The following is an 18028-nucleotide window of genomic DNA, read 5'->3' on the forward strand; positions in this document are numbered from 1 at the left end:
CGCTCTCCCCCCTACGGGCGAGGGCGCCGCTGACTTCCCGCCGATTCGCCTGACTGGGCCCACAATCGCCCGATCCGGCCCGGGTCCGATCCCGACCCCGGCCGGCGCATTCCTTTGACAGATCCCGGGAGGATTGGATGGGTGTGAAGCGAGCGTTGGCGCCGATCGGGCGCTTGTTCGGCCGGCTGTGGTGGTTCCTGGACGGCACGCGGCGCGTGGTGTTCACGCTGCTGTTCTGGCTGATCGTGATCGGCCTGGTCTGGGCCGCCACGCGCGGCGGCAAGCCGCTGCAGGAGAAGACGACCCTGGTGCTGGACATCCGCGGCGATGTCGTCGAGCAGTTCTCGGGCTCGCCACGCGACCAGGCGCTTGCCCAGATCAAGGGCGAGGACCGCGCCCAGACGCGGCTGCGCGACATCCTGCGCGCGATCGACGCCGCGGCCAAGGACGACAAGATCGTCCAGGTGCTGCTGGAGCTCGACCAGATGGGCTCGGCCACGCCGGCCGCGCTGCATGAGATCGAAGCGGCGCTGACCCGCTTCAAGGCCAGCAAGAAGCCGGTCGTCGCCTTCGGCCAGGCCTTCGACCAGCGCGCCTACTACCTGGCCGCGCAGGCCACCGAGGTCTACGTCCACCCGATGGGCGGCGTGATGATCGAGGGCTACGGGCGCTACCGCAACTACTACAAGGACGCGCTGGACCGCCTGGGCATCGCGCCCAACGTGATGCGGGTGGGCACCTACAAGAATGCGGTGGAGCCCTACTTCGCGAACGGGCCGTCCAAGGCGACGCTGGAAGCCGAGGGCTATCTGTACGACGAGCTCTGGACCCGCTACCAGACCAGCGTCGAGGCCGCGCGCAAGCTGCCCAAGGGCGCGATCCAGCGCGCGATCGACGAGCTGCCGCAGCGCCTGCAGGCGGTCGGCGGCGATCCCGGCAAGTTCGTGCTGGCCGAGAAGCTGGTCGACGGCCTGAAGACGCAGGACCAGGTCGAGGCGCTGCTGGAGAAGCGCGGCGCCAAGGACGAGAAGCAGCTGCGCCGCATCGGCCTGGGCGCCTATGTCGCCCAGCTGTCGCCGACGCTGCCCAAGCCGGAAGGCCAGGTCGGCGTGATCGTGGCGGAAGGCGAGATCGTGGACGGCAACGCCGGCCCGGGCCGCATCGGCGGCGACTCGATGTCCAAGCTGATCCGTCAGGCGCGGGAGGACGACAAGGTCAAGGCCATCGTGCTGCGTGTGAACTCGCCGGGCGGCAGTGCCTTCGCCTCCGAACTGGTGCGCCGCGAGCTGGAGCTGACGCGCGCCGTCGGCAAGCCGGTCGTGGTGTCGATGGGCGGCGTGGCCGCGTCGGGCGGCTACTGGATCTCCATGTCCTCGGACGAGGTCATCGCGGACCCCTCCACGATCACCGGCTCGATCGGCGTCTTCGGCATGCTGCCGACCGCCGAGAAGCTGATGGACAAGCTGTCCATCCACACCGGCGGCTACACGACCACCTGGCTGGCCAATGGGTATGACCCGCGGCGTCCGCTGGATCCGCGCCTGGCGCAGGTGGTGCAGTCGTCGATCGAGCACATCTATGCCGACTTCACCGGCAAGGCCGCCCAGGCCCGCAAGAAGACGCAGCCCCAGATCGACGCCGTCGGCCAGGGCCGCGTGTGGACGGGCGCGCAGGCGCTGGAGCGCGGCCTGGTGGACCGCAACGGCCTGCTGCAGGACGCGATCGCCAGCGCCGCCAAGCGCGCCAAGCTCGGCGACGACCCGACGGTGCGCTACGTGGAGCCCGAGCGCAGCACGCTCGACCGCCTGCTGACCAGCGTCGGCGACGCGGCCGCGCCCTCGCTGCGCGGCATGGTGATGCACGCGCTGGGCGGCGTTCCGGCGATGCCGGCCGCGCTGCGTGAGGCCCAGGTCGACATGACCTGGCTGGCCGAGCAGGCCCAGGCGGGGCCGGCCGGGTCGAAGCCGCCGGTGCGCGCGATCGTGCACTGCCTCTGCACGGCGCCCTGAGCGCGGCGCGGTGCGCCTCCGGGGCGGCGGGCTCCGGAGGCGTGGCTATACTCCCGCCCCATGGCGCCGATTTGTCCGGCTTGCGGGCGCCCAAGAAATGCAGCTAAAGAGGGACACCCGATCCACGGATCGAGACCCGGTGTTCCGCTTCAAGCGCGGCGCCGGGTTTTGCTTTTTTGGGGTGTTTCATGGGATCTGTCGGTGACGTCACACCGCAGCGCTTGTTGTTCGACGAGCCGCTGACCCTGCGCAGCGGCGCCCGCATCGCGGGCTACGAATTGATGGTCGAGACCTACGGCCGCCTGAACGAGGACAAGTCCAACGCGGTGCTGGTCTGCCACGCGCTGAACGCCAGCCACCACGTGGCCGGCACGCATGCCGGCATCGAGAAGAGCGAGGGCTGGTGGGACAACCTGGTCGGACCGGGCAAGCCGCTGGACACCGACCGCTTCTTCGTCATCGGCATCAACAACCTGGGCTCGTGTTTCGGCTCCACGGGACCGATGCACCTGAATCCGGCCACCGACCGCGTCTACGGCAAGGACTTCCCCGTCGTCACCGTGCAGGACTGGGTGGACGCCCAGGCCCGGGTGCTGGACCGCTTCGGCATCCAGCAGCTGGCGGCGGTGCTGGGCGGCTCGCTGGGCGGCATGCAGGCGCTGGACTGGTCGCTGCGTTACCCGCAGCGCATGCGGCACTGCATCGCGGTGGCGACGGCGCCCAACCTGTCGGCGCAGAACATCGCCTTCAACGAGGTCGCGCGGCGCGCGATCATCACCGACCCCGAATTCCACGACGGCTTCTTCTACGAACACGGTGTCGTGCCGCGTCGCGGCCTGCGGGTGGCGCGGATGATTGGCCACATCACCTACCTCAGCGACGACGTGATGGAAGAGAAGTTCGGCCGCCAGATGCGCGCCGCGGAGCTGGGCTACTCGACCTCGGACATCGAGTTCCAGATCGAGAGCTACCTGCGCTACCAGGGCGACAAGTTCAGCGAGTACTTCGACGCCAACACCTACCTGCTGATCACGCGGGCGCTGGACTACTTCGACCCGGCGCGCGAGCACGGCGGCGACCTGAGCCGTACCTTCGCCAGCGCGCTGTGCAAGTACCTGGTGGTGAGCTTCACGACGGACTGGCGTTTCTCGCCGGCGCGCTCGCGCGAGATCGTCAAGGCCCTGCTCGACAACAAGCGCGACGTCTCCTATGCCGAGATCGACGCGCCGCACGGCCACGACGCCTTCCTGCTCGAGGATCCGCGCTATCACGGCGTGCTGCGCGCCTATTTCGACCGCATCGCCGGAGAGCATGAACGGCCGGTGCCCGGTGGCACGGCGGCGGTCTCGCATCGCCTGCAGGGGGTGGCGGTATGAGCGACCGGGCCGTGATGGACATGATTGCCGAGCTGGTGCCGGCGGGGTCGCGGGTGCTGGACCTGGGCTGCGGCACCGGCGAGCTGCTGGCGCACCTGCAGGCCACCAAGGGCTGCACCGGCTACGGCGTGGAGTTGGACGACGCGAACGTGCTGGCCTGCGCGCAGCGCGGCGTGAACGTGATCCAGCTCAACCTGGAGGAAGGGCTGGCGATCTTCGAGGACCAGAGCTTCGACGTCGTGCTGCAGCTGGAGACGCTGCAGAACCTGCGCAACACCGAGGCGATGCTGCGCGAGACCGCCCGGGTGGGCCGCATCGGCATCGTCAGCTTCCCCAACTTCGCGCACTGGCCCAACCGGCTGCAGGTGCTGTCGGGCCGCATGCCGGTGACCCGCGTGCTGCCCTACCAGTGGTACGACACGCCCAACATCCGCGTCGGCACCTACGCCGACTTCCATGTGCTGGCGCGCAAGTGCGGCCTGCGGGTGCTGGACAGCTTCGGCGTCCAGGACGGCCGCCAGGTCCGCGTGCTGCCCAACCTGATGGCCAGCATGGCGGTGTTCAAGTTCGACCGGGATTGAGGACAGGCGCTCGCGTGTGACGGCGGGGATCAGTCCTCGTAGCGTCCCAGCCGCACCATCGTCTGCCCGGCCACGCCGGCCCGCCGCGACGGCATGATCAGCACGCAGTCGTCGTGCGGCGTGACCCAGCGCCGCGCGCCGTCCTCGGCCAGCGGTGTGCCGGCCGCGGGAATGAGCTTCAGGTGATGCGTCGGCAGCAGGAAGCGGAAGTCGGGCGATGCCGCGGTCACGCCCTCGCCGACGCGCACCAGCCGCTGCCGCGCCGGCGTGGGCAGGCGCGGCGATGCCGCCATCCACGCGTCGTCGATCATCCCCAGATGCCGCAGGAAGCGCAGCGTCACGTCGGTCGCCATCGTGGCGCTTGCCGGCTCCCAGTGCGCGCCGCACTCGACCAGCACCGCCTGCCGCGGACTCCGCGGATCCGAGAAGCTGCCGCGGTCGATCATCCGCAGCCCCGCCGCATGGCCGGTGTCGACCAGCAGCGTCTCCGGCTGTCCCAGCGCCCGGGCCAGCGGCACGCTCTTGTCGGTCATGCCGCAGATGGTCAGCGCCGGCGCGCCCGGCTCCTGCATCGAGTGCAGGTCCAGCAGCACGTCCGCCGCGTCCACGAAGGGCGCCAGCTCGCGCGCCCGGCGCAACTCGACCGAGTCGCGCGGCCCGCGCAGAACCGCCTCGTCCCAGACGCGGTTCATGTCCTCGTCGACGCAGCGTGACGCGAACGGCGTCAGCGCATTGAAGCGCCCGTAGGCCTCGACATTCGCGAAGGCCAGCACCAGCCGGCCGCGCAGCGGCTTCAGGGACCGACCCAGCAGTCCGTCCAGCGCGATCGCGCCGCAGAGCTCGTTGCCGTGCACCAGCGCCACCACCATCGCCACCGGGCCCGGCCGGCCCGAGTCCAGCACGTGGACGAACGCCACGTCCGTGCCGGTACCGCGGCGCCAGCGCTCGAGGGGCGGCGGCTGCAGGCGCACTTCCGGGTTGAAGGCGGGGAAGGACTCGAGCAGGGCAGGGGTCATCGTCGTCGGAACGGGGGGCGTCCCCGGCGGGAAGACTGGGCGCGGGCGATCCTACACTCCGGCCCCATGAAGACTCTGACCGGCCATGACGGCCTCCCGCTGCACTGGCGGGAATGGGGCGCCGACCTGTCGCTGCCCACCCGCGGCACCGTGCTGATCGTGCACGGCCTGGGCGAGCACATCGGGCGCTACGAGGCCGTCGCCGGGCGCCTGAACGACTGGGGCTGGCATGCCGCCGGCTACGACCAGCGCGGCCACGGCGCCTCCGGCGGACCGCGCGGCGACATCCCCGCCCACGACAGCCTGCTGCGCGACCTGGCCGCCGCGATCGACGGCCTGCGCGCCGACGACCGCAAGGGACGCGGCCCGCTGATCCTGCTGGGCCATTCGATGGGCGGCGCCGTCGCGGCCCGCTTCGTCGCCGGCGCGCTCGAGCAGGCGCCCTGGTCGCGCCCGGTCGACGGGCTGATCCTCAGTTCCCCGGCGCTCGACCCCGGCCTGTCGGCGTTCCAGCGCGGCCTGCTGGGCGCCACCCTGCCGCTGGTGCCGCACCTGGCCGTGGGCAACGGCCTGAATCCGTCGTGGGTCTCGCGCAGCCCGGAGGTCGTCCAGGCCTACAAGGACGATCCGCTGGTCCACGACCGCATCACCCCGACGCTGGCCCGGATGATCGCCAGCTTCGGCCCCGACACCCTGCCGCTGGTGCCGCGCTGGACCACGCCGACGCTGCTGATGTGGGCCGGCGCCGACCGCTGCGTGGCCCCGGCGGGCAGCGCCGCCTTCGCCGCGGCCGCCGCCGCGGGCGGCGCGGTGCAGGCCGTCCCCTTCCCGGGCCTGGCGCACGAGATCTTCAACGAACCTGAGCGCGAACAGGTCTTCGCCCGGCTGCGCGCCTGGCTGGGCGCACGCTCCTAGAATCGCCCGATTCACCCCTTCCGCCCGGACCGGCCGCGACCGCGACCCCGGACCCAGCCACGGCGGCCCGACCGGCCGCGCAGGAGACCCGCATGAACGCACGTGACCCGTCGTTGCCGCTGCAAGCCGATGAAATCAGCGCCCTGGGCGCCTTCGCCGAGAAGGTGTGGGACCAGGAGATCGTCCCCGCGCTGACCGACTACATCGCCATCCCGGCCAAGAGCCCAATGTTCGACGCCGACTGGCAGGCCAACGGCTACCTCGACCGCGTCGTCCGCGACGCCGCCCAGTGGGTGGAAAGCAAGAAGATCCCCGGCCTGAAGCTGGAGGTCATCCGCCAGGAAGGCCGCACGCCGGTCATCTTCTTCGAGCTGCCGGCGACCAAGGCGGACAGCACCGACACCGTCGTCCTGTACGGCCACCTGGACAAGCAGCCCGAGTTCAACGGCTGGCGCGCCGACCTGGGCCCGTGGACGCCCAAGTACGAGGACGGCAAGCTCTACGGCCGCGGCGGCGCCGACGACGGCTACGCGATCTACGCGTCGATCACCGCGCTGCTGGCGCTGGACCAGCAGGGCGTGCCGCGCCCGCGCTGCGTCGGCCTGATCGAGGCCTGCGAGGAATCGGGTTCCTACGACCTGCCGGCCTACATCGACCTGCTCAAGCCGCGGCTGGGCAATGTCTCGCTGGTGGTCTGCCTGGACTCCGGCGCGGGCGACTACGACCGCCTGTGGATGACCACCTCGCTGCGTGGCATGGTCTCCGGCGTGCTGAAGGTCGAGGTGCTGACCGAGGGCATCCACTCCGGCGACGCGTCCGGCGTGGTGCCCTCGTCCTTCCGCATCCTGCGCCAGGTGCTGGACCGGCTGGAGGACTCCAGGACCGGCCGCCTGCTGCCCGAGTCCTTCCACTGCGAGATCCCCGGCGTGCGCCACGAGCAGGCGCGGGCCACCGCCGCGATCCTGAAGGAAGAGGTCTACAAGCGCCTGCCCTGGGCCTGCGGCGCGGACGGCGGCCCGGTGCTGCCGGTGACGCAGGACTCGGTCGAGGTGCTGCTCAACCGCACCTGGCGCCCGACGCTGTCGGTCACCGGCGTGGACGGCTTCCCCGAACTGAAGAGCGCCGGCAACGTGCTGCGCCCGTACACCGCGTTCAAGCTGTCGCTGCGCCTGCCGCCGCTCATCGACGGCAACGAGGCCGCGCTCAAGCTCAAGGCGCTGCTCGAGGACAACGCGCCCTACAACGCCAAGGTCAGCTTCGTGCCGGACGGCCGCGCCGGCGCCTATGGCGCCACCGGCTGGAACACGCCGGAGCTGTCGCCGTGGCTCAGCCAGGCGCTGGACGAGGCCAGCCAGGCCCATTTCGGCCAGCCGGTCGGCTACATCGGCCAGGGCGGCACCATCCCGCTGATGAGCATGCTGCAGAAGGGCTTCCCGGCCGCGCAGATGATGGTCTGCGGCGTGCTGGGCCCCAAGAGCAACGCCCACGGCCCCAACGAGTTCCTGCACGTGCCCTACGGCAAGCGCCTGACCGCCGCGGTGGCGCAGGTGATCGCCGCGCACCCCTGACGACGAACGGGGCGCCGAGGCGCTTCCCCCCGGCGCGGCGGCCCGGCCGTCGCGCACCCTGAGGCCGGTCTCCGGCGCATCGCGAAGTCATAGAGAGGCGACCGACGCGGGAACCCCGCGGCAGTCGCCCGGAGGAGACGGGATGGATCAGGTCAAGGCGATGCGGGTCTTCACCCGCGTGATCGACGAGGGCAGCCTCGCCGGCGCGGCGCGGGCCATGGACCTGGCGCCGGCCGTGGTCACGCGGCTGGTGGCCGACCTCGAGGAGCACCTCGGCGCGCGGCTGCTCAACCGCACGACCCGGCGGCTGTCGCTGACCGATGTCGGCGAGGGTTACCTGGAGCGCTGCCGCCGCATTCTCAGCGACATCGAGGAGGCCGAGGCGCTGGCCTCCGCCGCCACCAACGAGCCGCGCGGCAGCCTGCGCGTGCTGATGCCGCCGGCGATCGCGATCCACCAGCTGGCGCGCCACATGGCCCGCTTCCATGCGATGTACCCGCTGGTCAGCGTCGAGCTTGTCGCTCCCGGGCCGGTGGACACGCTGGACGAGAGCTTCGACATCACCGTCATCTCGACGCGCAGCCCGCTGCAGGGCGACTTCATCGCCCGCAAGCTGGCGCGCACGGAAGTGATCATGTGCGCCTCGCCGGAGTACCTCGCGCGGCGCGGCCGGCCGCAGCATCCGTCCGAGCTCAAGCAGCACGACATCATGCTGCCGCCCATCCATGAGCTGTCGCGCGGCGTGACCTTCGAGCGTTGCGGTGCCGACGGCCTCACCGCCGAGAGCTTCTTCGCGATCCCGTCGCGCCCGGTGATGACGACCTCGTCGGTGGACACCAAGTACGCCTGCGCGCTGCATGGGCTGGGCATCGCGGGGCTGCCGTCCTTCGTCGTCGGCGACGCGCTGATGGAGGGCGCGCTCGAGCGCGTGCTGTCGCAGTGGCGCATCTACAGCTACCAGCTGTGGGCGGCGATGCCGACGCGCAAGTTCGTCCCGGCGCGCACCCGTGCGTTCATGGACTTCCTGGTCGAGATCTTCGGCGGCCGCGACGAGGATCCGTGGCTGGCCGCCGCGGGCTGCCCCAGCTACCTGGCGGCCCAGGAGCTCCTCGCGCTCCAGGCCGCCCGCGAGGCCAGGGCCGCCAAGGCGTCGGCCGCATCGGCATCGGCGCCGGCCGACGGCGACTGATCAGCGCAGGCTGAAGCCGGTCTGGGTGTACTGCGGCTGCAGGTCCTCGATCAGGCGCAGCAGCGGCGACAGCTCGATGTAGCGGGTCGCCGTCTTGACCACGTAGGCATAGAAGCGGGGCAGGTCCTCGGCGTAATGCGGCTTGCCGTCGCGGTGCTTGAGCCGGCAGAAGATGCCCATGATCTTCAGCTGTCGCTGCAGCACCGTCCATTCCAGGCGCCGCCAGAACAGGCCGAAGTCCAGCGCCATCTCATGCGGGTCCTCGCCGCCGGGATCCAGGCCGAACAACCCGGCGCGCCGGGCGCCTTCCCAGTAGCGCACCGCCCAGTCGAGCTCCTCGGCCTCGTCCCAGGAGATGAAGGCGTCTCGCAGCAGCGAGGCGATGTCGTAGGTGACGGGCCCCATCACCGCGTCCTGGAAGTCCAGGATGCCGGGCGATGCGAAGGCGCCGGTGCCGTCGCCCGGCGGGCAGACCATCAGGTTGCGCGGCATGTAGTCGCGGTGCATCGGCACGCGCGGCTGGGCCGCGATGTTGGCGGCGAGCAGGGCGACCGTCCGGTCCCAGTAGCCCTGCTGTTTCTCGTTCCACTGCTTGCCGTGGTGGGCCTGGACGCACCAGTCGACGAAGATCTGCAGCTCCCGGCGCACGAAGGCCTCGTCGAAGACGGGCAGCGCGCCCTCGGCGCGGGCCGAGGCGCTGGTCTGCCAGCGCAGCAGGGCCTGGGCGGCGTCGCGCATCAGCTGCCGCGGCAGCGCCTCGTCGCCCGCGCGCTGCGCCTCGAGCAGCGCCGCGATGTAGGACTGGCGGCCCAGGTCCTCCATCACCGCGAATCCCTGCGCGACATCGTGGGCCACCACCCGCGGCACATGCAGGCCGCGTTCGGCCATCAGCGCGCCGACGTGCAGGAAGGCGGCCAGCTGATTCGGCGTCGCGGGGTCGTCCATGACGACCAGCGTGCCGCCGGTGCTCGTTGCCACGCGCAGGTAGCGGCGGAAGCCGGCGTCGCTGCTGGCGACGGCGAGCGTCTCGAGCCGCAGGCCCAGCGGCTCGACCAGCGGCGCGATCCAGGCGTGGAAACGGGCGGCGCGGTCTGCATCGGGCCAGGGCACGGGCGCGGCGGTCGGATCGGAAGCGGTCATCGGCAAGGGCATGGGCGCAAGCCCGCGCGAGGCAGGGGCGGGAAGCAGAAGGGCCGCTGCGCGAGCGGCCCCGGAGGACGGTGACAAGGCGCTTCGGCGGTCCTGCCGGCCGGCGAGCCTCGTGGATAATGATTCTACAAACCCCGGGCAGCGCGGCGCGACCGACGCGCGGCCGCCTGACCTCTGCAAGACGCTGCCCGCCTGATGCGCCCTCCGGTTTCCCGACCCCGTCCGATCTCCCTGGCCGCCGCCCTGGCGGTCGCGCTGCCCGCGGTCTCCGTGTCTACGGCGCAGGCGCAGGAGTCCGCCGGCCAGCCCTTGATCCTCAAGTCGGTCAAGCAGCTGCACCAGACCAAGCGCAAGGACGCCCGGCCCGCGATGGCGCTCAGCGCCGACCGCATCACCAGCGAGATGGACCAGACCTCGACCGCCGAGGGCGACGTCCAGCTGCGCTACGGCGGCATGCTGCTGAAGTCGAAGACGCTGCGCTACGACTACCCGCAGGACCTGGCCACCGCCGAGGGCGAGGTGGAGCTCAGCCAGAACGGCGCGGTGCTGCGTGGTCCCAAGCTGGAGCTCTTCGTCGACAAGTTCGAAGGCCAGCTCGAGAGCCCGACCTACTTCTTCGCCGCCACCGGCGGCAGCGGCAGCGCCAAGGCCTTGCACTTCCTCGGCGACCAGCGCATGCGCGCCGACGAGGCGACCTACTCGACCTGCCCGGTGTCGGACAAGGGCGAGCAGGACCTGCAGGACGCCAAGGCCGGCAAGAAGGGCCAGCGCGATTGGGAGCTGGTCACCAGCAGCCTGAACCTGGACTTCGACGCGGGCGAGGGCGTGGCCAAGGACGCGGTGGTGCGCTTCCTGGGCGTGCCCATCCTGGCGGCGCCGTCGCTGAGCTTCCCGCTCGGCGACCAGCCCAAGTCCGGCCTGCTGCCGCCCAACGTCAACATCGACAATCGCAGCGGCGTCGAGTACAGCCAGCCCTTCTACTGGAGCATCGCGCCCAACCGCGACGCGACCATCACGCCCTTCATCATGACGCGGCGCGGCCCCGGCGTGGACAGCCAGTTCCGCTACCTGGAGCCCGGTCATCGCGGCCAGATCGACTACGCGCTGCTGCCGCACGACCGCGTGACCGGCCGCTCGCGCTGGGACCTGCGCCTGAACGGCGACGGCGACATCACGCCCAACTGGACCTACAACGTCCACACCGAGCGTGTCTCCGACGACGACTACTGGAAGGACCTGCGCAGCCGCATGCTGTCCCAGACGCCGCGCCTGCTGTCGACGGACCTGCGCACGCAGCGCGACTTCAGCTTCAACTGGGGCGAGATGCAGACCTACGCGCGGGTGCAGAAGTGGCAGCCGCTGCAGGTTGCGCAGGTGGAGGACCAGTTCGCGTCGCCCTACCAGCGCTCGCCGCAGATCGGCGTGCGGCTGCAGACCGGCGCCGATGAATCGGTGCTGGCCGGCTACCTGCCCACCGGCCGTCGCGCGCGCCTGGAAGGCGGGCTGGAGGTCGAGTACAACCGCTTCGACCTGCCCGGCGGCGCGCTGAGTTCGCAGACCCAGACCGGCGAGCGCATGCACCTGCTGGGTCACGTCAGCCTGCCCTTCAGCGGCGCGGCCTGGTGGCTGATCCCCAAGCTGTCGGTCAATTCGGCCAGCTACAACCTGGACCAGCCCATCGACGCCACCGGCCGGCGCTCGATCGGTCGCACCATCCCGACCTTCAGCGTCGACCACGGCTGGATCCTGGAGCGCAACACCTCGCTGTTCGGCCAGGCGATGCGCCAGACGCTCGAGCCGCGCCTGCTGTACGTGAACACGCCGTACCGGGACCAGAGCCTGATCCCCAATTTCGACGCCGCGCCGCGCGACTACAACTTCGATTCGGTCTTCGCGGAGAACCAGTTCTCCGGCGTGGACCGCGTCAACGACGCCAACATGCTGGCCTTCGGCGCCACCACGCGCTGGATCGAGGACGAGAAGGGCGAGGAACAGCTGCGCCTGGGCATGGTCCAGCGCTACCTGTTCCGCAACCAGCGCATCACGCCGGATGGCACGCCGCAGACGCACCGCCTCTCGGACGTGGTGCTGCTGGCCTCGGCCCACCTGAACCAGGCCTGGTGGACCGACAGCACGCTGCAGCTGAACTCGTCCGACGGCAAGGTCGAGCGGACGGTGCTGCGGCTGCGCTATTCGCCGGGGCCGTTCCGCACCGTCAGCGCGTCCTACCGGCTGGCGCGCGGCCAGAGCGAGCAGGTCGAGCTGGCCTGGCAGTGGCCGCTGTTCGGACCGGACCGCAAGTCGGTGGCGGGCGGACCGGGCTGCGCCGGCGCCTGGTACGGCGCGGGCCGCCTGCAGTACAGCATGCGCGACAAGCGCTTCACCGATTCCGTCATCGGCGCCGAATACGACTCGGGCTGCTGGATCCTTCGTGTCGGTGCCGAGCGCCAGGCCACCGGTCGCGCGGAAACCAATACCCGGCTGATCCTGCAGCTGGAGCTGGTCGGCCTGTCGCCGCTGGGCTCCAATGCCCTGAAGGTGTTGAGAGACAATATTCCGGGTTACCGGTCGCTCAGCTCCGAGCGGTCGGCTTTTGGCACTTATGACTGAACTGCGTTCGATGCGACATCTCAAGCCTGTGGCGGCCACGCTCCTGTCCCTGACCGCCGCCCTGGCCGGCTCGGCATCCTCGGCGCAGACGCGGCCAGCCGCCCCCGCCCCGGCCGCTTCGGCCGCATCGGCGGCCGCCGCGACGCCCAATCGCCCGGTCGTCGAACAGCGCCAGCTCAAGCCCGGTGACTACATCGCGGCGATCGTCAACACCGACATCGTGGCGGCGTCGGAAGTGATCCAGCGCACCGAGCGCATGCGCGAGGAAGCCCGCCAGCGCGGCCAGAACGTGACCAACGAGCTGCTGCACAAGCAGGCCCTGGACAGCCTGATCGACGAGCGCGTGGTCGTCACCTACGCGCGCGAGAACGGTCCCCGGGTCGACGAGCCGGAGCTGGACCGGGTCGTCGCGAACGTGGCCACGCAGAACAAGCTGACGATGCCGGAACTCCGCCAGCGCCTGGCCGCCGAAGGCATCGACTTCAAGCGCTTCCGCGAGAACCTGCGCGACCAGATGCTGAGCGAGCGCGTGCGCGAACGCGAGGTGCAGGGCCGCATCCGCGTTACCGACGGCGACATCGACAAGTACCTGGACGAGCGCCAGGCCGCGTTGCAGGGCCGCGCGCAGCTGAACGTGGCGCAGATCCTGGTGCCGGTGCCCGAAGGCGCCGGCCCGGTCGTGCTGGCTGAGCGCAAGGCGCGCGCCGAATCGGCGCTGGCGCGGGTGAAGGCGGGCGAGGACTTCGCCAAGGTCGCCCGCGAGCTGTCGGAGGACGCCAACAAGAACCGCGGCGGCGAGATCGGCCTGCGGGCGGCGGACAAGCTGCCGGACGTCTTCGTCGATGCGGTCAAGGACCTGCAGCCCGGCGAGGTGCGCCCCGAACTGCTGCGCTCCGAGGCCGGTTTCCATGTGATGAAGCTGATCGAGCGCCAGACCGGCAAGGCCTCGATCAACGTGGTCGTGCAGACGCGCGCGCGTCACATCCTGCTGCGCCCGTCCGAGCAGCTGACGCCGGAGCAGGCCACGCGCCGGCTGGTCGAGTTCAAGCGCGCGATCGAGTCCGGCCGCGCCACCTTCGAGCAACTGGCCAGAGCCAACTCGGAAGACGGCAGCGCGCAGGAAGGCGGGGACCTGGGCTGGGTGTCGCCGGGTGGTTTCGTGCCCGAGTTCGAGCAGGCCATGGATGCGTTGCCGCTCAAGGGCATCTCGGACCCGGTGCCGTCGCGCTTCGGTATCCACTTGATCCAGGTGATGGAGCGCCGCGACGTGGTGCTCGACAACAAGCAGCTGCGCGAACAGGCGCGCAACGCGCTGCGCGAGCGCAAGTACGACGACGCGTACAACGACTGGATGAAGGAAATGCGCGCTCGCGCCTTCATCGAGACGCGCGAGTGGCTGGATTGAGCGGCCGGGACTGAGTTCATGGGACATGTCGCGCGCAAGCGCTTCGGCCAGCACTTCCTGACCGACAAGGCCATCATCGACGGCATCATCGACGCCATCGGCCCGGGCGAGGACCAGGCGATGGTCGAGATCGGTCCCGGGCTGGGCGCCATGACGCTGCCGCTGCTGCAGCGGCTGCCGGCCTCGAGCCAGCCGCTCACCGTCATCGAGCTGGACCGCGACCTGGCCGCGCGCATGCGCAAGCGCGGCGATGTGACCGTCATCGAGTCCGACGTGCTGAAGGTGGACTTCGCGGCGCTGGCCGCGGAACGGGGCCGCAAGCTGAAGGTCGTCGGAAACCTGCCCTACAACATCTCCTCGCCGATCCTCTTCCACCTGCTCGGCGTGGTGGACCATGTGGTGGACCAGACCTTCATGCTGCAGAAGGAGGTCGTCGACCGCATGGCCGCTGGACCCGGCGGCAAGGACTACGGCCGGCTGAGCGTGATGCTGCAATGGCGGTACGACGTCGAGGCGCTGTTCGACGTGCCGCCGGAAGCCTTCGATCCGCCGCCGCGGGTCGATTCGGCGATCGTGCGCATGGTGCCGCTGTCGGCGCCCGCCCGCATCGACGAGGCGCTGCTCAGCGAGCTGGTGGCCTCGGCGTTCTCCCAGCGCCGCAAGTTGCTGCGGCACTCGCTGGGGAAGTGGCTGGAGGCTCGCGGCTTCGGCGGGACCTTCGACCTGCAGCGCCGTGCCGAGGAAGTGCCAGTGGCCGAGTTCGTCGCGCTGGCGCAGGCGGTCCAGGGCTGAGCGGCTGCCAGCGCGCGCAAGGTCGGCGACGCCCAATGAAAAAGGCCTTCCGTCGCCGGAAGGCCTTGTGCGCAGAACCGGCGCTTCAGTCCATCAAGCGGCGCTGAGCCACATCGACGTGTCGAACGCGCTGCACATCATCGGCATGTTCATGCCGAAGTTGGGGTTCGGATTGGTCTTGGTGCTCTTGAGCACCGGCTTCGCTTCGGGGGCCACCTCAGTCGCCCGCTCCCATGACCCTGATTCTTGGGAGCGGGCTACTGAAAAGAATAGAAACACCTGAAGGAGATCTTCCGCTCGGCCCAGAAGTCGGCCGCCTCGCGGAAGACATCGAGCAACTGCTCGCGTGCCTCCCGATCGAATTTCGCGTGATCGGGCAACTGGTCCAACACGACGACGAAACCTGGCTGCGTGCCCGACTTGTGGACCAGGTTGGTCATGCAGTCGTACAGCGCTTCCATGTTCTTGCCGAAGTGCGCCGGGAACAGGAAGTTGCTGGCAATCAGTTCCAGCACGTCCTGTTTGGTCTCGGCCGGAGACAGGTTGGCGTACAGGAAATGTTGGCCGGCGTCCTGCGCGGCCTGCATCAAGTCCTCGACCCGGTAGGCTCTGATCGCCTGCACGATGTTGGGACGGACTGTCTGCAAAAGCATTGTCGCGTTCCTCCTAGATGGGGTATCCGAGCTCATGTCTGGGTGGGGCCGTGCACCGGAACAGCGCCCGCGGGGCCTGTGATCGTCGGTGGGGGAGGGCTGAGCCAGCGAGGGTTAACCCTGAACTCTGAAACCAAGATGGTACAGAAAGGGCCTCGAATGCTCAAGCCGGGGGCTACCACAATGCCTTAAAAAGCGGCATTGTTAGCATGCGCACACATTCGCCCAAACACCCATAAACGTGAGTAGTCATCCAGTGGAAATTGACTGGTGAGCCACTACAAACTTTTTCTATAGGCCGGACCGGAGGTCGGGATTAAAGGCCCTCCAGCAGCTTGGATGAGCGATACCAGGGCCGGTCCGGCCCTGGTATCGCCGCTCGCTCAGCGGGCCGCGTTCGCGTCCGCGACGGTCAGCGCCGTCATGTTCACGATGCGGCGAACGGTCGCCGACGGGGTCAGCACGTGGACCGGCTTGGCCGCGCCCAGCAGGACCGGCCCGATGGCGATGCCGCCGCCAGCCGCCGTCTTCAGCAGGTTGTAGCTGATGTTGGCCGCGTCGATGTTGGGCATGACCAGCAGGTTGGCCTCGCCGGTCAGGGTGCTGTTGGAGACCAGCTGCTCGCGGTAATGCGGGTCCAGCGCGGCATCGCCGTGCATTTCGCCGTCGGCTTCCAGCCAGGGCGCGTTGTCCTTGATCAGCGCCAGCGCGTCGCGCATCTTGACCGCGGACGGGCAGTTGCTCGAGCCGAAATTGCTGTGCGACAGCAGCGCCGCCTTCGGGCGCAGGCCGAAGCGCATCATTTCCTCGGCCGCCATCACGGTGATCTCGGCGATCTGCTCGGCGGTCGGGTCGTAGTTGACGTGGGTGTCGACCAGCATGACCTGGCGGCCCGGCAGGATCAGGCCGTTCATGCAGGCGAAGTTCTTGACGCCGGGGCGCTTGCCGATGACCTGGTCGATGTACTGCAGGTGCATCGCGGTGTTGCTCCAGGTGCCGCAGAGCATCCCGTCGACCTCGCCCTTGTGCAGCATCATCGCGCCGATCAGCGTCAGGCGGCGGCGCATCTCGATCTTGGCGAGCTGCTGCGTGACGCCCTTGCGCTCGGTCATCGCGAGGTAGGTCTGCCAGTAGTCGCGATAGCGGTGGTCGAACTCGGTGTTCACCACGTCGTAGTCGCGGCCCTCCTGCAGGCGCAGGCCGAAGCGCTCGCAGCGCTGGGCGATCACCTGCGGGCGGCCGATCAGCGTCGGGCGGGCGATGCCTTCGTCGACGACCACCTGCACCGCGCGCAGCACGCGCTCCTCCTCGCCTTCGGCGTAGGCGACGCGCTTGTGCTGCGCCTTCTTCGCGATCTGGAAGATCGGCTTCATCGTCGTGCCGGAGGCGTAGACGAAGCTCTGCAGCTTCTCCAGGTAGGCCGGCATGTCCTGGATCGGACGCAGCGCCACGCCGGAGGCCTCGGCCGCCTTCGCGACGGCCGGGGCGATCTTCATCATCAGGCGCGGGTCGAAGGGCTTGGGGATCAGGTACTCGGGGCCGAAGCTGAGGTTGGCGCCGGCGTAGGCGGCGGCGACGACCTCGCTCTGCTCGGCCTGCGCCAGCTCGGCGATCGCGTGGACGGCGGCGATCTCCATCTCGTCATTGATCGTCGTCGCGCCGCAGTCCAGGGCCCCGCGGAAGATGTAGGGGAAGCACAGGACGTTGTTGACCTGGTTCGGATAGTCGGTGCGGCCGGTGGCCATCAGCGCGTCGTCGCGGATCGCGTGCACGTCCTCGGGCTGGATCTCCGGATTCGGATTGGCCAGCGCGAAGATGATGGGCTTGGCCGCCATCGACGCGACCATGTCCTGCTTGAGCACGCCGCCGGCCGACAGGCCCAGGAACACGTCCGCGCCGGCGATGACCTCGCGCAGGCTGCGCAGCTCGGTCTTCTGCGCGTAGACGGCCTTGTCGGGGTCCATCAGTTCGGCGCGGCCTTCGTAGACGACGCCGGCCAGGTCGGTCACCCAGATGTTCTCGCGCGGCAGGCCGAGCTTGACCAGCAGGTTCAGGCAGGCGAGGGCGGCGGCGCCGGCGCCCGAGGTGACCAGCTTCACCGAGCGGATGTCCTTGCCCGCGACCTTCAGGCCGTTGAGCAGGCCGGCGGCCACGACGATGGCGGTGCCGTGCTGGTCGTCGTGGAAGACGGGGATCTTCATCCGCTTGCGCAGTTCGCGCTCGACGTAGAAGCAGTCCGGCGCCTTGATGTCCTCGAGGTTGATGCCGCCGAAGGTCGGCTCCAGCGCGGCGATCACGTCGACCAGCTTGTCCAGGTCGTGCTTCTCGTCGATCTCGAGGTCGAAGACGTCGATGCCGGCGAATTTCTTGAACAGGACGCCCTTGCCTTCCATCACCGGCTTGGAGGCCAGCGGGCCGATGTCGCCCAGGCCGAGCACGGCGGTGCCGTTGGAGATCACGGCCACCAGGTTGCCGCGCGAGGTGTAGCGGAAGGCGTTGGCCGGGTCGGCGACGATTTCCTCGCACGCGGCGGCCACGCCCGGCGAGTAGGCCAGCGCCAGGTCACGCTGGTTGATCAGCTGCTTGGTGGCGGCGATGGCGATCTTCCCGGGGGTCGGGAACTCGTGATATTCGAGAGCGGCCTGGCGCAGCTGAGCGCGTTTTTCTTCGGACGTGGACATGGGGGACTCTTCTGGTTGAAACCGGTCCGCCGTCGTGGGCCGGGTCGGCGATTGTAGGAGTCCGACCCGGCGGCGACAGTGCGG

The 18028-nt window shown here is 69.7% G+C and carries 14 protein-coding genes; 9 read left to right on the forward strand and 5 right to left on the reverse strand.

The annotated features are described in order from the left end of the window. Positions 1 to 137 precede the first annotated feature (137 nt). From sppA to metW, 3 genes are all read left to right on the forward strand, one after another. Positions 138 to 2009 carry a signal peptide peptidase SppA gene (sppA, locus tag FHT38_RS24055; protein ID WP_183493452.1) on the forward strand — a complete coding sequence of 624 codons (1872 nt, stop codon included), beginning with the start codon at positions 138 to 140 and terminating at the stop codon, positions 2007 to 2009. Between the two features lie 188 nt (positions 2010 to 2197). After that, on the forward strand, positions 2198 to 3385 hold the full coding sequence (locus FHT38_RS24060; protein ID WP_183493453.1) for a homoserine O-acetyltransferase: 1188 nt from the start codon (positions 2198 to 2200) through the stop codon (positions 3383 to 3385). Beyond that, positions 3382 to 3966, forward strand: a complete 585-nt coding sequence (metW, locus tag FHT38_RS24065) for a methionine biosynthesis protein MetW (protein WP_091730690.1) — start codon at positions 3382 to 3384, stop codon at positions 3964 to 3966. The genes FHT38_RS24060 and metW overlap by 4 nt, the downstream gene beginning before the upstream one ends. A 29-nt stretch (positions 3967 to 3995) precedes the next feature. Here metW and FHT38_RS24070 read toward each other — a convergent pair whose 3' ends face one another. Then, positions 3996 to 4982: a succinylglutamate desuccinylase/aspartoacylase family protein gene (locus FHT38_RS24070; protein ID WP_183493454.1), complete on the reverse strand. Its 987-nt coding sequence runs from the start codon at positions 4980 to 4982 to the stop codon at positions 3996 to 3998. A 66-nt stretch (positions 4983 to 5048) separates the two neighbouring features. On the opposite strand from FHT38_RS24070, the gene FHT38_RS24075 reads away from it, so the two are divergent. The 3 genes from FHT38_RS24075 to FHT38_RS24085 all read left to right on the forward strand — a co-directional run bounded on the left by FHT38_RS24075 (position 5049) and on the right by FHT38_RS24085 (position 8654). Beyond that, positions 5049 to 5897 carry an alpha/beta hydrolase gene (locus FHT38_RS24075; RefSeq protein ID WP_091730700.1) on the forward strand — a complete coding sequence of 283 codons (849 nt, stop codon included), beginning with the start codon at positions 5049 to 5051 and terminating at the stop codon, positions 5895 to 5897. Positions 5898 to 5989: 92 nt separating this feature from the next. Beyond that, complete coding sequence (locus FHT38_RS24080) at positions 5990 to 7465, forward strand: M20 family metallopeptidase (protein WP_183493455.1); 1476 nt, start codon at positions 5990 to 5992, stop codon at positions 7463 to 7465. Between the two features lie 142 nt (positions 7466 to 7607). Next, positions 7608 to 8654, forward strand: a complete 1047-nt coding sequence (locus tag FHT38_RS24085) for a LysR family transcriptional regulator (RefSeq protein ID WP_091730706.1) — start codon at positions 7608 to 7610, stop codon at positions 8652 to 8654. Here the strand turns inward: FHT38_RS24085 and FHT38_RS24090 are convergent, their stop codons facing one another. Then, the gene (locus FHT38_RS24090; RefSeq protein WP_255488906.1) at positions 8655 to 9794 is read right to left on the reverse strand and encodes an aminoglycoside phosphotransferase family protein; all 1140 of its coding nucleotides are present in this window, start codon (positions 9792 to 9794) and stop codon (positions 8655 to 8657) included. 204 nt (positions 9795 to 9998) lie between these two features. Here FHT38_RS24090 and FHT38_RS24095 point away from each other — a divergent pair, with 204 nt between their 5' ends. From FHT38_RS24095 to rsmA, 3 genes are read left to right on the forward strand one after another with little or no spacing between them, the layout of a single operon-like run. Then, positions 9999 to 12413 (forward strand): LPS-assembly protein LptD, encoded by a 2415-nt coding sequence (locus tag FHT38_RS24095; protein WP_091730713.1) that lies wholly within the window; start codon positions 9999 to 10001, stop codon positions 12411 to 12413. A 10-nt stretch (positions 12414 to 12423) separates the two neighbouring features. Then, positions 12424 to 13818: a peptidylprolyl isomerase gene (locus FHT38_RS24100; RefSeq protein ID WP_147240452.1), complete on the forward strand. Its 1395-nt coding sequence runs from the start codon at positions 12424 to 12426 to the stop codon at positions 13816 to 13818. A gap of 18 nt (positions 13819 to 13836) precedes the next feature. Then, positions 13837 to 14610, forward strand: a complete 774-nt coding sequence (rsmA, locus tag FHT38_RS24105; RefSeq protein WP_091730722.1) for a 16S rRNA (adenine(1518)-N(6)/adenine(1519)-N(6))-dimethyltransferase RsmA — start codon at positions 13837 to 13839, stop codon at positions 14608 to 14610. A gap of 93 nt (positions 14611 to 14703) precedes the next feature. Here the strand turns inward: rsmA and FHT38_RS25505 are convergent, their stop codons facing one another. From FHT38_RS25505 to FHT38_RS24115, 3 genes are all read right to left on the reverse strand, one after another. After that, complete coding sequence (locus FHT38_RS25505) at positions 14704 to 14826, reverse strand: hypothetical protein (protein WP_255488907.1); 123 nt, start codon at positions 14824 to 14826, stop codon at positions 14704 to 14706. Positions 14827 to 14867: 41 nt separating this feature from the next. Next, entirely contained in the window at positions 14868 to 15299 is a 432-nt protein-coding gene (locus FHT38_RS24110) for a barstar family protein (protein WP_091730726.1), read from the reverse strand. A 347-nt stretch (positions 15300 to 15646) separates the two neighbouring features. Next, on the reverse strand, positions 15647 to 17944 hold the full coding sequence (locus FHT38_RS24115; protein WP_091730730.1) for an NADP-dependent malic enzyme: 2298 nt from the start codon (positions 17942 to 17944) through the stop codon (positions 15647 to 15649). Positions 17945 to 18028: the final 84 nt, after the last annotated feature.

The sequence above is a fragment of the Mitsuaria sp. BK041 genome (genome assembly GCF_014193085.1).
In the GTDB taxonomy this organism is placed as follows: Bacteria; Pseudomonadota; Gammaproteobacteria; order Burkholderiales; family Burkholderiaceae_C; genus Roseateles.

Coding starts and splice junctions, on each gene's coding strand:
- sppA (WP_183493452.1), top strand. CDS start 138: ATGGGTGTGAAGCGAGCGTTGGCGCCGATCGGGCGCTTGTTCGGCCGG.
- FHT38_RS24060 (WP_183493453.1), top strand. CDS start 2,198: ATGGGATCTGTCGGTGACGTCACACCGCAGCGCTTGTTGTTCGACGAG.
- metW (WP_091730690.1), top strand. CDS start 3,382: ATGAGCGACCGGGCCGTGATGGACATGATTGCCGAGCTGGTGCCGGCG.
- FHT38_RS24070 (WP_183493454.1), bottom strand. CDS start 4,982: ATGACCCCTGCCCTGCTCGAGTCCTTCCCCGCCTTCAACCCGGAAGTG.
- FHT38_RS24075 (WP_091730700.1), top strand. CDS start 5,049: ATGAAGACTCTGACCGGCCATGACGGCCTCCCGCTGCACTGGCGGGAA.
- FHT38_RS24080 (WP_183493455.1), top strand. CDS start 5,990: ATGAACGCACGTGACCCGTCGTTGCCGCTGCAAGCCGATGAAATCAGC.
- FHT38_RS24085 (WP_091730706.1), top strand. CDS start 7,608: ATGGATCAGGTCAAGGCGATGCGGGTCTTCACCCGCGTGATCGACGAG.
- FHT38_RS24090 (WP_255488906.1), bottom strand. CDS start 9,794: ATGACCGCTTCCGATCCGACCGCCGCGCCCGTGCCCTGGCCCGATGCA.
- FHT38_RS24095 (WP_091730713.1), top strand. CDS start 9,999: ATGCGCCCTCCGGTTTCCCGACCCCGTCCGATCTCCCTGGCCGCCGCC.
- FHT38_RS24100 (WP_147240452.1), top strand. CDS start 12,424: ATGCGACATCTCAAGCCTGTGGCGGCCACGCTCCTGTCCCTGACCGCC.
- rsmA (WP_091730722.1), top strand. CDS start 13,837: ATGGGACATGTCGCGCGCAAGCGCTTCGGCCAGCACTTCCTGACCGAC.
- FHT38_RS24110 (WP_091730726.1), bottom strand. CDS start 15,299: ATGAGCTCGGATACCCCATCTAGGAGGAACGCGACAATGCTTTTGCAG.
- FHT38_RS24115 (WP_091730730.1), bottom strand. CDS start 17,944: ATGTCCACGTCCGAAGAAAAACGCGCTCAGCTGCGCCAGGCCGCTCTC.